General features: G+C 48.6%; 11 protein-coding genes. 2 read left to right on the forward strand and 9 right to left on the reverse strand.

All coding sequences use genetic code 11. The annotated features are described in order from the left end of the window. Positions 1-154 precede the first annotated feature (154 nt). Together QNN88_RS09095 and QNN88_RS09100 are read right to left on the reverse strand one after the other, a co-directional pair. On the reverse strand, positions 155-460 hold the full coding sequence (locus QNN88_RS09095; RefSeq protein WP_414239938.1) for an antibiotic biosynthesis monooxygenase family protein: 306 nt from the start codon (positions 458-460) through the stop codon (positions 155-157). An 88-nt stretch (positions 461-548) separates the two neighbouring features. After that, positions 549-1,484 carry a LysR family transcriptional regulator gene (locus tag QNN88_RS09100; protein WP_414239939.1) on the reverse strand — a complete coding sequence of 312 codons (936 nt, stop codon included), beginning with the start codon at positions 1,482-1,484 and terminating at the stop codon, positions 549-551. A 138-nt stretch (positions 1,485-1,622) separates the two neighbouring features. Here QNN88_RS09100 and QNN88_RS09105 point away from each other — a divergent pair, with 138 nt between their 5' ends. After that, on the forward strand, positions 1,623-3,053 hold the full coding sequence (locus tag QNN88_RS09105; RefSeq protein WP_414239940.1) for an aspartate ammonia-lyase: 1,431 nt from the start codon (positions 1,623-1,625) through the stop codon (positions 3,051-3,053). A gap of 111 nt (positions 3,054-3,164) precedes the next feature. Next, a complete protein-coding gene (locus QNN88_RS09110; protein ID WP_414239941.1) occupies positions 3,165-4,463 on the forward strand; it encodes an anaerobic C4-dicarboxylate transporter in 1,299 nt (432 codons plus the stop codon). Between the two features lie 151 nt (positions 4,464-4,614). Here QNN88_RS09110 and QNN88_RS09115 read toward each other — a convergent pair whose 3' ends face one another. The 7 genes from QNN88_RS09115 to evgA all read right to left on the reverse strand — a co-directional run bounded on the left by QNN88_RS09115 (position 4,615) and on the right by evgA (position 14,310). Continuing rightward, positions 4,615-5,628: a fimbrial protein gene (locus QNN88_RS09115; RefSeq protein ID WP_102603618.1), complete on the reverse strand. Its 1,014-nt coding sequence runs from the start codon at positions 5,626-5,628 to the stop codon at positions 4,615-4,617. 12 nt (positions 5,629-5,640) lie between these two features. Further along, positions 5,641-8,142, reverse strand: a complete 2,502-nt coding sequence (locus QNN88_RS09120; protein WP_414240228.1) for a fimbria/pilus outer membrane usher protein — start codon at positions 8,140-8,142, stop codon at positions 5,641-5,643. An 11-nt stretch (positions 8,143-8,153) separates the two neighbouring features. Further along, positions 8,154-8,831 (reverse strand): molecular chaperone, encoded by a 678-nt coding sequence (locus QNN88_RS09125; protein ID WP_414239942.1) that lies wholly within the window; start codon positions 8,829-8,831, stop codon positions 8,154-8,156. A 44-nt stretch (positions 8,832-8,875) separates the two neighbouring features. Continuing rightward, entirely contained in the window at positions 8,876-9,394 is a 519-nt protein-coding gene (locus QNN88_RS09130) for a fimbrial protein (RefSeq protein ID WP_285923387.1), read from the reverse strand. A 116-nt stretch (positions 9,395-9,510) separates the two neighbouring features. Continuing rightward, positions 9,511-10,035 (reverse strand): helix-turn-helix transcriptional regulator, encoded by a 525-nt coding sequence (locus tag QNN88_RS09135; protein WP_061075233.1) that lies wholly within the window; start codon positions 10,033-10,035, stop codon positions 9,511-9,513. A gap of 460 nt (positions 10,036-10,495) precedes the next feature. Then, on the reverse strand, positions 10,496-13,684 hold the full coding sequence (locus tag QNN88_RS09140; protein ID WP_414239943.1) for an ATP-binding protein: 3,189 nt from the start codon (positions 13,682-13,684) through the stop codon (positions 10,496-10,498). Then, positions 13,681-14,310 (reverse strand): acid-sensing system DNA-binding response regulator EvgA, encoded by a 630-nt coding sequence (evgA, locus tag QNN88_RS09145; RefSeq protein WP_192478401.1) that lies wholly within the window; start codon positions 14,308-14,310, stop codon positions 13,681-13,683. Before evgA ends, QNN88_RS09140 begins: the two co-directional genes overlap by 4 nt. Between the last annotated feature and the right edge of the window lie 126 nt (positions 14,311-14,436).

Consider the following 14,436-nt stretch of genomic DNA (forward strand, 5'->3'; position numbering starts at 1 on the left):
TGTCCGCATTCTTTCTCATGACGGCGTTCAACGTAACTATTTTGCCAACTTCCAGTGATGAATTTGCTCAACGGTCTTTCTTTCACCGCCAGCGTAGCTTTACAAAAGTGACATCAGGCAGAAAATATATCCTTAGCTTTCTTATGCCAGAATTTTATCCTGCAGATGAATAGTCACGCAGCACTTTTGCAACACGTATTCGATAAAAAGAAAATATCGCTTCCTTTCCTTCCCTTTGCGCTGCCCGATGTTTCATGTTGTTTTTCCACACCACAAGGGCCTCTTCATTCTCCCACCACGAAAGCGATAAGATCTTCCCTTCCGTGCTCAAGCTTTTGAAACGCTCAATCGCGATGAATCCCTCACTCTTAGCGAGTTCCGTCCTGAGTTCAGCGGCGAGTTGTAAATATCGTTCCTGCAAAGCGGGTATCGCGTCCGCTTCAAAAATCACAGCAATCATAGCAACCTCCTGGGTTAGCATTTCCGCCACTTTAACGGTAAGTACCGGGCAATACTTCGCTGAAGGCCGAATTATGCATGGTCAGGGATCATGATGGCACATCCGCATTGAGCTTACTGTAGAACCCCTGTTCCAGTTTCGTTTCCAGTATTGACTGGACTTCAATCGCCAGGTTTTTATAGAACTCAGACAGTTCATCATCCTTACAGAGCAGGACGATTTTGCGGCATTCTTTGCGATTGTTGATCCGGATGATCTTCAGCGAGTCCGTAAAGGCGGGAAGTGTGGTAATAAACAGCGGCGTGGTCAGCGTCCATCCGTAACCGCAGGAAATTAATTTCAGAATGTCATCAGCATTATCCATTTCAAACTGGATGGACGGAGACAGGTTATTCCATTTCAGCCAGTTGAGCGTCTGGATGCCGGTCGGCGTATTGCGGGTATAGGCGATGTAGACCCTGTTTTTACACAACTCTTCCAGTCGCGTTTCCGGCCAGGCTTTGGGGCAAACGCACAGAAACTCCTCTTCAATCAGCGGGTACATTCTGACATTAGGCGGCATCTCGGTATGCAGCATCGTGATGGCCAGGTTAATGCTGCCCGTATTCAGCGCGGAAAGCAGCCCCGATGCTGTACCGGTCACCTGGAAAATATGTTTCACCTGCGGTTGCAGGAAGGTCAGGATATCCAGGCCGATAGATTTACCGATCGAATCAACAAAGCCGATTTTCAAATGTGAAATATGCCCGTGACTGATCGCGTTGATATGTTCCTGCAGATAGACACCGCTATCGATAATCTTTTTTCCCAGCGGGTACAGCGCCTGTCCGGCTATCGTCATCTGAATGGGTCGCTGTGAGCGGTTAATCACTTCAGTCTTTAAGCCATTTTCCAGATTCGCGATCTGCTGAGAAATCGAGGATTGAGTCAGGTTGAGTTTCTTTGCCGCAGCGGTAAATGACCCCGTCTCAATTACCGCTAAAAACGCCTGTAACTGCTTAAAATCGAAGTTAATATCCTTCATTACCGCCTCTACTATTACATTTTTTAATAATGAGTATTTATCTTTTCAATGCTTTTTTTTCTTTGAGCCACTTCAAATTATCCATACTGCCAGCAAATTAAGGTAGCGATACACCTTAATACAAGAAGAGACATAACGATGCGTGAAGAAAAGGATCTATTAGGAACGTTAATGGTGCCGGAGGAAGCCTACTACGGTATTCAAACGCAACGGGCAGTAATGAATTTTTCAGTTTCGGGGAAAACGGCCGGGGATATTCCGCATTTCCTGTGGTCGATCGCCGCGATAAAACAAGCGGCCGCTCAGGCCAACGCGCAAATTGGCGCGTTGGATCAGCGGAAAGCCGCCGTCATCGTGATGGCATCGCAGGAGGTGATGAACGGCGATTTTGACGCCCATTTCCCGATTGATATTCTTCAGGGCGGCGGCGGCACCTCAACCAATATGAACATGAATGAAGTGGTGGCTAACCGCGCAAATGAACTGCTCACCGGCGTACGGGGATATGATGCGATTCACCCAAATACGCACGTCAATATGGGACAGTCGACCAACGACGTCATTCCTGCGGCGATGAAAATGACCAGTCGCATGAATATCAGGCATTTGCTGGTGCAACTGGAAAAACTGGAAGCCGTACTAGCGGATAAAAGCCGTCAGTTTGCCGACAAAGTAAAATTAGGCCGCACCTGCTTACAGGATGCGGTGCCAATGACGTTTGGCCAACAATTTGGTGCCTATCGCACACAGGTCAACCGACTCAGAGTAAAACTGGCCGAGGTTAACGAGGAGGCGCTGTATTTACCCCTGGGAGCGACGGCGATTGGTACGGGGTTGTCCACCCATGAGGGATATCTTCCGGCGGTATATCAATGGCTGGAAACCCTCACTGGCGAGCCATATCGCCCGGAAGCGGATTTTTTCGACGGTCTGCAACACGGTGACTTCTATATTGAATTCTCCGCACAGCTCAAGAAAATCGCCGCCTTTCTCTCTAAAATGGCGACCGATTTTCGTATTCAGGGTTCAGGACCGCGCGCCGGTTTTAATGAAATTATTGTCCCTGCCGTGCAACCGGGTTCGTCCATCATGCCGGGCAAAATTAACCCGGTCATGCCCGAACTGATGAATCAAATTGCGTATCAGGTTATCGGTAATGACGTCACGGTAACCATGGCGGTTGAGGGCGGTGAGCTTGATCTGAACGTATGGGAACCGGTGTTGCTAAAGGCGCTCTTCGAATCCTGCTCGTTACTGAGCCGGGGGATACCGCTGTTTATCGATAAATGTCTGAAAGATATCGCGATAAATGAAGAAGTGAGTGCTCGCTACGCAGAGGAAAGTACAGCGCTGGCCACCGTCGTGGCAACCCTGTTTGGCTATCAGGTGGGATCGCGAATTGCAAAAACCGCGTATAAACAGCAATGCAGCGTAAAGCAGGTCGTGCTGGCAGAAAAACTGCTGACGCCGGAACAGGCGGATTATCTGCTTGATCCGATGAATATGACCGATCCGCAAAAGAGTACGGCAGCGATTAAACGCTATCAAACAGAAATGAATATGTCGTAATCATCTGTTATCGAAAAATAAGCGTTAACTGCAGGTAATGAATATTCCTTATTCATTACCTCGCCCTCTCGTTGCCGATAAATAAAATATAACAAAGAGCAGGTTAATTATATGGTGATATTACATGTCGTTTTATTGCTGGGAACCATTATGCTTGCCGCCCGCTGGGGCGGAATTGGCGTCGGATTCGCTGGCGGAATCGGATTAGCGATTTCGGTATTTATTTTTGGCGTTCCGGCAGGCTCTCCGCCTGTCGACGTGATGCTGATTATTCTGTCTACCATTGTGGCGCTCTCAGCCATGCAACAGGCCGGCGGAATGGATTATCTCGTCACCCTGACCGAAAAGTTACTGCGCCATAATCCCGGCTATCTTAATATTCTTGCCCCTACCGTAACGTTTATTCTGACGGTACTTTCCGGTACTGGTTATACCGCCATGTCGGTGATGAACGTGATTCAGGAAGTAGCGAAAGACAACGGTATCCGGCCCAGCCAGCCGTTAAGCTCTGCGGTTGTAGCTTCGCAACTCGGGATTACTGCCTCCCCGATCTCTGCCGCTACGGCGATTATGTACGGCACCGTTGAGGTGATGGGCGTGAGCTTCGGCGATGCAATGCTGATTATCCTGCCCACCGCGTTATTTGCCATGCTGATCGCGGCGTTCATTGCCAGCAAACAAGGCGCCAAACTGGCCGACGATCCTGTGTGTCAAAAAATCATGCAGGAAAATAAAATTGTGCTGAATAAACATGCCAGCCGCCCTATTCCCGCCGGAGCAAAATCCTCAGTCGCCATATTCCTGGTAGGAGTGCTCTTCGTGGTCTGTATGCTGCTGTTTAAATCCCTGATTGGGCATACCATCAATTCCCGCGACTTAATCATTATTACGATGTTTGTCGTGTCCACGATCATTATTTTCACCTGCAAGCTGGACATGAAAGAGCTGAAAAACTCACCGATATTTAAATCCGGCGCGGAATCACTGGTGGTTGTATTAGGGATTGTCTGGCTGAGCAGCACACTGATCGGTGCCCATATCGATGAGATCAAAATGGAAGCCAGCGACATATTACGCGCCTGGCCGTTCTTACTGGCGGCGGTATTTTTCTGTACCAGCGCCATGCTGTTTAGCCAGGGGGCAACCAGCGCATTGCTGATGCCTATCGCCGCCTCCATCGGAATTAGCCCGGAGGCAATATTAGCCAGTTTTGTTGCGGTCAGCGCACTTTATATCACGAATATTTACCCGACAACCGCGTTCGCGATAGCCACTGATGACACGGGTTCATTTCTCAGTTCGCGCTGGAATGGCTCAAAGATCGTTAATCACCCCTTCTTCCTGCCGGGATGTTTATCGATTATTTTCTCGGTACCATTTGGCTTTTTACTGGCACAGATGATTTTGTAATGGCGAAGACAGAACAGACCTGCCGTTGGCGGCTTTCTCTTTCACCCCACGGCATCACAAACGTAGCCGCAGTAAATATGTCGTGATAAACAGCAGAACAGGTTGACGTTAACCTGTTCTGCTGTTCGCCCGCTAGTGAGTTATTCAGCAACTACTGGTATGTCATCGTAAAAGACAGTACGCCGTTCGCCGCCCCTGTGGTGATGTGATCGCCCGTCTGGTAGTAACGCGCCTTAAGCGGTACCGTGAACCCGCCCCCTGTGCTCGATGTCCCAACCGCCACATCGGAGCCCAACCGCATCGGCTGGTTGTTATAAAGCAGTTGGATCCCGACCCCTGTAGCGGCGTTACTCCCGCTGGTCGTATTGATGACGCCTTTCGTTGCGTCATTAATATCGCCTTCCATCCTGACGCTGACGGCGGTTCCGGCATTGCAGGTCATCGGCAAATTGAATGACTGGGTATATGCCTCTCCCGGCGTCGTTCCTTTGCCATTAAAGGCATTTTTATCAACCTCTTTCATATCGACAGGGATGGATGCCGTGGTCAGTTTGCAGGCTGGCGTGGTCACCGTGAACGCATTGATATTGACTGCGGCTTCTGGGGATTGCCAGAGCAGCGAGTTATTCAGCAATATCAATGACCCCACCGTTCTTGCCGATATCGTACCAGAACCGGTCTCCGTCGCCGTTTTATAGAACGTCACCGTGACGGAACCATTCAATCCGGGGCTTATCATTCCCGTGGTATTTTGACAAAGCCTGGCGGTGTTACTATCGCCCCGAATCGTATTCGCCCCTGTCACGGCGGCATTCCCTCCGGCGCACTTTGCCGTCGAGCCGGAAATCGCATAGCCAATACCGTCAACGTTGGTTTTATAGACCCGAACCCCATTGACCATTGAATCGAAGGTACCTATCGCCTTTACGCCAAACGTTTGATTGGAAATGACCCCTTCCGCTGAATCAAAACAACTGAACGCATTCACTGTCGGCGTCATTATCTGCGTACCAATAACGGCCCCCACCGGCAGATCCCTGGAGATAGTGATATTCTGCGGCGATAAGGTTGTTGATGGCGTGACCGTCGAACAATCCCACGCCAGCGCAGTACGTGAAAACAGTCCCAGAGCCACCCACAATAAACTCACTATAATTCGATTCATCTTACTCTCCACTTACCTGCACTCCGCGGTGACGTTATGCGTTTTGTCAGAAGCCTGCGCAATCTGATAATTTGCCAGACAACTTTCCCCAGCCCAGTTCACCACCACGGAGCCTTTTTCCGGTGCGCCGCTAAACCAGACTCGCTGACGATCGTCAACAATCCCTTCTGGCGTATTGTCGCGATGGTTAATTGTTGCCGTCGCCCCAAACGGAATCGTTTTGCCCGTCAATTGCAGCAGGATTCGGTAGCCGGTAACTGTCGGGAAATCGGCCAGCGTCAGCGCGCCTTTTGTTGGTACGACGGTCTGCGTGTCATTCAACACATCCGTATTGTTGTTCAACCTGTCGGTATTTAGCGTCAGACTGTTCTGTCGATATGGCGCAACGTACGGCACAACGGCAAAACCTTTACTGTCTGTGTAAATGCCGCTGTTATTCGCCACTTTCACATCTGCGGCATTCTCAGCCTTCACCAACGCCATTGTCTCGCCAAGAGGTTGAGTCGCGGAGACGCCATACGGATGAACCACCAGTCCCCCCATTGCGCCAACCGAGACCTGACGGTTATCGCGAGAGTAGTTATAACCAAGCTGATATTCACCATGACGGCCCTTATAATTCGCCGACGCACTGCCCGTCACATCTGACCCCTTACTGTTGTATCCCTGCTGTACATTCCAGCTCAGATTTCTGTCTTCCAGCGCGGAACCGGACAGCCCAACCTGTGAAGTGGCGTCGCCTTTTTTATTCGCGTTTGCCGATAGCGTCATCCAGCTATTTGGCAAGAAACGTGAGAATGGAATCTGCATCGTAAAAGAGACGATATGATCGTTGTCGTTGTGCCAGGGACCACGGGAATAGCTATAGTTCAGGCCATAATTAATATTGTTAATACTGGTGTTGTAACCCAGGCTGACGTTACGCTCGGTATCACCGCCCCAATAGTCCTGGTGCCAGGCCGAAAGGTTGATATTCCCGAAATCGCCAAGCTGCTGGTTCAATGTCACCTGTGCCTTACTGCGTTTGTTACGCTGATAACGCCAGTCATTGCCTTCCAGAACGTTATCGCTCGCCATCCGGTATTTATTGACATCACCATTCGCTTCCTGAAAATCATGAAAGCCGGAAGAGGAATACCGATACCCCATCAGACTCAGCGAAGTGCCTGTGGATGAAAAATCTTTGGCATACTGCGCGCGAAGCGAGATACCGCCTTCCGTTTTACCTGGCATCTGCGTATGAGCAAAGGTGGTGTCAAAAGAGAACGAACCGAAATCACCCAATCCTTTGCCGATCCCAATAGCCCCGGCCTGGTAATCCCCCGACGCCAGCGTGCCGCCATAAATCGTGGTGTCCCACGGCAACCCGTAGCTCATTGTGGCCTGAAGAAAATCCGGTTCCTTATCCGTACTGTTTGATGCACGATATTTCCCCACTGCCAGCGCATATTTAAACTGGCCCTCACGCTGCATGATCGGTACAGCCGAAAATGGCTGAATAAACTGATGCACCGAACCATCGGCTTCACGCACCACCACGGTAAGATCACCGCTGGCGGCCGTAGGATAAAGATCATCAATCACAAACGGGCCTGGCGGTACATAAGACTGCCAGATAATATTCCCGCCCTGACGAATGGTGACTTGTGCGTTACTTTGCGCAATACCACGGACCACTGGCGCAAACCCCCGAACGCTTTCCGGCAACATGGTGTCATCCGAATAAATTTGCGCGCCACGGAAGTGAACGCTGTCGAATACACCAGCCTGCGTATAACCATCCCCCATACTGAACTGGCTTTTCAGCACTTTAATATCACGCTCCAGTGAAGTGCTGAGGGTGTTCCAGTGCCCGTCTCCTTCGTTATTGTTATATGTCGAGTAATTCCGCAACCGCCAGGGACCGACGTTAATCCCACTACGCAGGTTCAGATAGCTGTCATTACGCGAATCGCCCTTACCATGGCTGTTGGCAGCAGAGAAGTTATAATTCAGGAACAGCATATTCAGTCCGTCGTCCCACTGTTCCGGTGCAACGGAGCCGTGTGGATCGCGCTGCATATATTCTTGCGGCACCGAAATATCCAGACGCATGCCATCAAATTGAAAATTGAGCTGGCTCCCGGGGAGTAACGCCCCCATATTATCGATGGTTGCGGAATCCTCCATACTCATCCAGTCAGGCTGTGCGTTACGCTTCACACCCCATTTCACGAAATCGGCGTAGGTTAACGATGGGGCCAATTCACTCTCTTTACCCAGAAAGCTGATATCACGAGATTCGATATAATTTCCGTTCAGATAGACATCAACGTGATAAACACCGGGAACCTGTCCGTCAGTTTTGCTGAAACGAGAGATATCAATATCACGCGGAATATTCCCTCGGGTTTCAATAAAATCGGGTGAAAAATAATCCTCAGCCAACACGGTTGACGCATGTGTAAACAGAGAAACCAGGACTGATAATTTCGTTAACGTTGCAAAACCTGAAACCGTATTGAGCTGGAGCATAAGCATTTAACCTACATTTTAACTTTTTGTTCAGTCGTGACGCCTCCAAAATCATTAATCGCACGCCACGATACGTCTCCGCCGGTTATCCCCGATAGCGGTAGCGTGACGGTTTGAAATGGTAATACCATTGGAGGCTTAGTGATCGTCTTGCCGTTCACCTTTATTTCATTGAGCGACACGCTATAAGGCGTTGGATTATTTACAGTTAATTTCCCACCCTCACGTGAAAAAATTAACTGCTGGTATGCCAATGACGGATCGCCTTTTAACCCGGCGGGACGATAAAACAGCTTCATTTTGCTTTTTACCGCGATCAACAATTCATTTTTCGCATCCGGTGACGATGACGGAATAGCTTTAATATTTAACCAGTAAACACTTTCTCTGTCCGAGGGTAAGTTGTTTTCTGCCAGCATGACGCGAACGGAGTTCTGTGAATTTGGATTTAATTTGAACAAAGGTGGCGTCGTGGTAAATTCACTGCCACTGTCATCACTATTTTCACTTTTACTCACCCATGACTGGATCAGATACGGTTTATCGTCCGGGTTTTTGACGCTGATGGTGGCCTGACTAGCATTACCATTATAAATAAGACGAGTACCGCCTATTTCAACCCCACTGATTGCCGCTGTTGAGATAAATACTATCCCCACAGCAACCGTTTTATATAATTGCTGAAACATGAGAGTTCCTGATTGATTACTCAGGGCCACGAGTGGCCCTGCTTTTACTGATAGGTCACGGTGAAGGAGGTTGACGAGTTTGCCGTCCCCGCTCCGACAGTACCTGTGGCCATATATTTTGCAAAATAGGTCAACGTATTATCGACGTCTTCCAACAACGCCACGCTAGCCGAAGAAGAGCCAACCGGGATCAATGTGGCACTATCCTGCTCATAAAGAGCGACGCCGACATTCGTCGCCGTTTGACCTGTGGTCAACGCCAGAATCGAAGGATTAGACGTATTGGTGGTACCGTCAAACCGAACGCTGGCGCTGGTCACACTCGCCGGACAGGATTTCAGCACAATATTAAAGCGCTTAGCTGCCGCTGTTGCGCCATTCCCGCCAGAAAATGCCGCCGTTGAAACGGTTCCCAGATCGACAGGCTGCGCAATCGCAGAAGGATCAACGACACACGCCGTTCCTGTAATCGTTCCGGTAAAGTTAATGACGCCATCGGCTGCATTAGCGGCTTGCAGAGCAGAAAGCGATAACATTGCAGAAATCAGTGCAATTTTTTTCATATAATTAAATCCAGATAGTTAAGTTAATATTTAATTAAAAGCGTTGATGTTAAAAACAATTATTTCTGCACTCACCTCCTCTGCATATTCTCGTTTCCCGACATTAACGCAACAATTTATGTAAGATCAGACTCATGAATATATGGTTTGCACATTCTTACTCGCGCGATGTTTCGATACAGAGATACACGATTACCGAGTTGAAGTTTAAATATCAGGCTGCGACGGTGTGCATAGAATGTCTTCATCGACATGCCCAATAACTCACCAATCTCATTCGCCTCCATTCCTTTTTGCATACAATCAAGAACTTCACTTTCCCGGAATGAAAGCGAGTATTTCACCCGATAAGCATACCGGGAGTCATTGACAAACAGGCATGAGAGAATTTCATTTATCCGGCGTCTCTTATCAATGAAAGTTATATCTCTCAAATGGCATAATGCGTAGTAGTCGAGATCATTGGTGATAAATGCAATGATCTTCCTGCCAGGAGACAAATACTCTGTACTCCGTTGCAGGATGGACTCATCGACATCGACTATAGTGTAATTTTCATCAATCAACTCCGGCGTTAACAACGCACTTATGCCGACAATAAAAAAATAATCATCAGAAAAAACGGAGTCTGACAATTTCATAGAACTTCCCTTTTCGACACTTCCTGCTTGCTGTTTTAACGTCAGTAAATCACCTCATGTTTCGCTGTAAAATTTACAGAAAATAATTCAGCATGACATCACAAAAGTCGTGGATTTCGTAAGAAAACATAAAAACGATCGTTTCTACTATCTTTTTACTTTCAAAAGAACAACGATCCACACTTAGCTATTTTTATCAAAACAAAAACCCAGAATGCGCAATAAAAAACAGAATTAAACACTAGCTATGTGGATAGGTTTAGTTTAATGATCCAGGCGTGTTTGATAGTTGAAACTTGTAATAAACCAAAACATGGATTTTTCTTAGGAAATATACCAGGTTTAATTAACTAATTTTATTCTGTTGGAACAGGGCTTATTTTACCTGGTTAACACAGGAGCAACATCAGCGGCGCCTTATTATTCTGTCAGGCGCCGCCTACACGTGTAGGAAGGGAAATTAAGGCGTGAATTTCCCGATTGCCCGCTCCAGTTCGTCCAGCAGTGTCTGGATATATTCAAGCTCAGCAGGCAGTTCGGTGACAGTCATTGCGTCCGGGAGTTTATCCTCCAAAGACTGTGCAGCCTTCATTAAGGTCTCAACGCCCAATAGCTGGGCCGTCCCGTTAATGCGATGAATATGATGTTTAACCTGACGATAATTACCAGACTCACTGGCTTTATAAGCTGCCGTTAAATCACAGCGATTTTCTACCTGCGCATCTTTTAATGCGCGAAGCATCAATGCCCGATTCCCTTGCGCCAGCATCGCCAGTCTTTCGAGATCAAATATGGTGTCGTGGGTATCACTCACCCCGGAGAGTAAATGAGAGAGTTGCGACAACGTGATGGGTTTGAAAAGACAAGCATTCATGCCCGCCGACAGACAACGTTCGCGCTCGTGCTCCTGCGCCGTTGCCGTGAGCCCCCAGATGACAAGCGTCGTATTACTTTTTCTGACCTGGCGGGCAAGCTCAATACCATCCATAACCGGCATATTGAGATCGGTAATCAACAAGTCATAATTTCCTTGCTGAAGATAATGCAATGCCATCTCGCCATTGTCGGCTTCATCAGCCATGATACCCAACGTCATAAGCTGACGTTTCAGGAGTAATCGGCTGAAAGGAAGGTCATCCGCAATTAATACCCGGAGTGTTGTTCCTTGCAATACTGGCAGAGGCGCGTCAACGTCCGCAACGGCAGGTGTGATATCAAACGACGTCTGGACTGGCAGGCTCAACGTAACGGTCGTCCCCCGATTCACCTCACTTTGCAGTTCGATTGTCCCTCCCATTTGTCTCATTAATCCCCGACTGATGGCTAATCCGAGCCCCGAACCGCGGTGATGTTCTCCCGCTTTTCCCTGACTAAAGGCGGTGAATAAACGGCGTTGTTCTTCTTCGCTCATTCCTGGCCCAGAATCACGCACCGAGATCACCAGCGTTTGCTCATGCTTCACCGCAGAAATTCGCACATCACCATGTTCGGTAAATTTCACCGCGTTACCGATAATATTGGTGAGAACCTGCCCCAGTAATTGGGGATCCAGTCGCATCGCCTCGCGTGCATCTAAACGAGAATCGTAACGTAGCGCGATCCCTTTTTGCGCCGCCAGCGCACTGAATAATGCAATGTTGTCTTGTATCAGGCTGTCCGGATATTTCCACTGGGGAACGGTCTCTAATAAGCCCGATTCGATCTTCTCCAGATCGAGGATCTCGCCAATAAGTTTTAATAACGAACGTGAGGCCTGAGCCGCCTGGTCCACTGATGCTTTATCTTCCGGGCTAAACTTCGCAGGAGAAAATTGCAGTAGTTCAAGAAATCCCATAATGGCACTTACCGGGGTTCGTATCTCATGGCTCATGTGAGATAGAAATTCCCGCTTCTCCTCATTGGCCCTGAGAGCCCGATTCCGCTCCTCTTTCAGTAGGCGTTGAGAGCGTTTTCTGATTCGAACTTCCCGCACCAGATAGACTGCCCATAACAAGGTGCTGAGTACCAGTAACGACGCTAAGGTAGCCACCAGATAAAAAGGCCTGTTATATAATTCCCAGGTATCTATTCTGACATCCGGCAGACGAATCCATTTACTGACGATCTGCAGGACCTCTTTTTGCGGAATATCATCTAACGCTTTATCCAGAATTTGCCGTAACTCCGGCTCATAGCGGGGCACCGCGAAACTAATTGCCGCGGGCTCTTCTCCGGTAAGCGGTATCCAGGAAAGCTGATCGGGATAGTAATGCTCGCTCAGATAACGCGCGGTCAGCTGATTCGAAATGGCCGCATCCACTTTTCCTGTTGCGACCAGATTCAATGCCACGCTGGAATTTTCCACCTCTTCCCACACAATGCCTGAATATTTCGCCTTCAGTGTGGCCAGTAAAGTGTGATCGGCGCTGATTGCAACATGGTTACCGGGCCGCAGCGCATGCTCTTTACTTTCCTCTTTTCTGATCACGGCCACGAACTGTGTGGTGATAAATGGGTGCGTAAAAGAGAGATAATCTTCTCGGCTGAGATCATAGGTAGCTGCCTGCACAATATGCCAGTTACCTTTCTTCATCTCTGCGACCATCTCTTTATTCGATTTGACGACCACCGTCTCAAACTGAATACCCGTTTGTAAGCCAATCAAATTAAGGACATCGCCAACAATACCCCGCGTTTGCTGGCTTCCATCAACCATCGTGTAAGGGGCAAACCAGGGATTGATAATCACACGGAGCGTTTTGTGATTATTTAACCATTGCTTTTCGCGTGGCGTCAGGTCCAGAGGTTCAATCAGGAAGGAGAGATTGCCTTTATCAATCATCGACTGGGCAATTTGCCCATGGATGTTTTCATCAATTGCGCTAAGGGTATTGTTCACAATTTCCCGCAGCCGTTGCTGTGCGGGCAAAAATAAAAAGTAGCTCTTTCTCTGAGGTGCTGGCCAATACTTCACCGTTGTCAGCGCAAGACTGAACTCCTGGGAAAGCCAGGTGCTGGTCGTGAGTGAATCGCCGAAAAACCAGGCATTGCGCCCATTATTAACAGAATTCAGCGCCTCCTGGTAACTACCATAGTTATCGATCTCGGCATCGGGAAAGGACTGGCGGATAAAATCGACATCCGGATAGTGATTAACAATCGCCACCCCCGTACGTTGCGCGCTCTGCAATGGTGCCATAACGTTGCCAAGAGAGGTGACTAAATTGGGCCAGGAATGAATCAGTGGCAGAGAAACCTGAACACTTGCTTCACGCCAGGATTGACTCTCCAGCCCGGTCAATACCATATCGACCTCGCCCTTTTTTAACGCTTCAACAGCGTCAGCCTGATCCGGATACGCCATCACACTTATTCGTGTATTAAGGGAGTGTTGAATCAATGCCAGATAATCAGCATTCATTCCCCGATAACGTCCCGTCAGCGTGGTCAGAACAAGCGGCGGCTGAACGGGTTCGTAAACGGCGACGCTGAGTTTTTTTTTCTGTTGCAGCCAGCGTTTGTCATCCTCACTCAGATAAACCGGCACAGGCGATATGTAATTGAACCCTGATAGTTCAAGCTCAACGGGGGACTTTTGCTGTGCGGAAACGGCACGCCCACCTATTGATAAAACAATGAACACCACTATCAACCAGTTATTCATCATCATGTCAGCTTATTCTGATGAGCAAAAGAGAGCAGTTCGATTAATGATTTACAGCCGAGTTTTTCCATTAGCCGCGTTTTATACGTACTGACGGTTTTACCGCTAATATGCATCGCCTCACCGATTTGCGAATTGTCCAGACCGTTAAGCACATGTCCCATGACCTTCATCTCTTGTGCTGAAAGGGACTCCAGACGCTGCGCGTCGGTGAGGATTTCGGAGGCTTCTTCGGAGAAAAATGGAAAATAGGTATACCCATTCTGTGCGGCATTAATGGCTGCCAGGATATTATCCATGTTCTGCTTTTTACTGATAAACGCGTTCGCTCCCGCCTGTGCGCAGCGCTTGCTGAAGTAACGATCGTTTTTCGCTGAGACAACAACTAGCACACCGCGATAGTGATTCGCTCTGAGTTTCTCCACCAGCTCGACCCCATTGACGCCGGGGATCTCAACGTCAATAACCACAATATCCGCAGTCGTTTTTAGCAAACTCTTCAGCGCAATCGCACCGTCCTCATACTCTCCGAGAACCGTAACGCGATCTTTCTCCAGTACACCACGAATAGCCATACGCGCCAGCGGATGATCGTCCACGATAATTGCCGTGCGGGAACGCATTTCACTCATAATTCCCCCAAAGACCGTGATGCTTGAAACACGCTATGTCATTAAGAATAGCGTAAACGATACGGTAGATTACCCTCTACATTAATCGTTGTCGTGTGGAGCCGTTCACTGTCTCATCCGTTCCCC

It is taken from the genome of Citrobacter sp. ANG330 (assembly GCF_047467925.1).
Classification (GTDB): domain Bacteria; phylum Pseudomonadota; class Gammaproteobacteria; order Enterobacterales; family Enterobacteriaceae; genus Citrobacter_A; species Citrobacter_A amalonaticus_G.

Excerpts from the sequence above, each read along its gene's own strand:
- QNN88_RS09135 (WP_061075233.1), bottom strand. The coding sequence starts at position 10,035 with ATGAAATTGTCAGACTCCGTTTTTTCTGATGATTATTTTTTTATTGTC.
- QNN88_RS09120 (WP_414240228.1), bottom strand. The coding sequence starts at position 8,142 with ATGCTCCAGCTCAATACGGTTTCAGGTTTTGCAACGTTAACGAAATTA.
- QNN88_RS09140 (WP_414239943.1), bottom strand. The coding sequence starts at position 13,684 with ATGATGATGAATAACTGGTTGATAGTGGTGTTCATTGTTTTATCAATA.
- QNN88_RS09125 (WP_414239942.1), bottom strand. The coding sequence starts at position 8,831 with ATGTTTCAGCAATTATATAAAACGGTTGCTGTGGGGATAGTATTTATC.
- QNN88_RS09110 (WP_414239941.1), top strand. The coding sequence starts at position 3,165 with ATGGTGATATTACATGTCGTTTTATTGCTGGGAACCATTATGCTTGCC.
- QNN88_RS09115 (WP_102603618.1), bottom strand. The coding sequence starts at position 5,628 with ATGAATCGAATTATAGTGAGTTTATTGTGGGTGGCTCTGGGACTGTTT.
- evgA (WP_192478401.1), bottom strand. The coding sequence starts at position 14,310 with ATGAGTGAAATGCGTTCCCGCACGGCAATTATCGTGGACGATCATCCG.
- QNN88_RS09130 (WP_285923387.1), bottom strand. The coding sequence starts at position 9,394 with ATGAAAAAAATTGCACTGATTTCTGCAATGTTATCGCTTTCTGCTCTG.
- QNN88_RS09095 (WP_414239938.1), bottom strand. The coding sequence starts at position 460 with ATGATTGCTGTGATTTTTGAAGCGGACGCGATACCCGCTTTGCAGGAA.
- QNN88_RS09100 (WP_414239939.1), bottom strand. The coding sequence starts at position 1,484 with ATGAAGGATATTAACTTCGATTTTAAGCAGTTACAGGCGTTTTTAGCG.
- QNN88_RS09105 (WP_414239940.1), top strand. The coding sequence starts at position 1,623 with ATGCGTGAAGAAAAGGATCTATTAGGAACGTTAATGGTGCCGGAGGAA.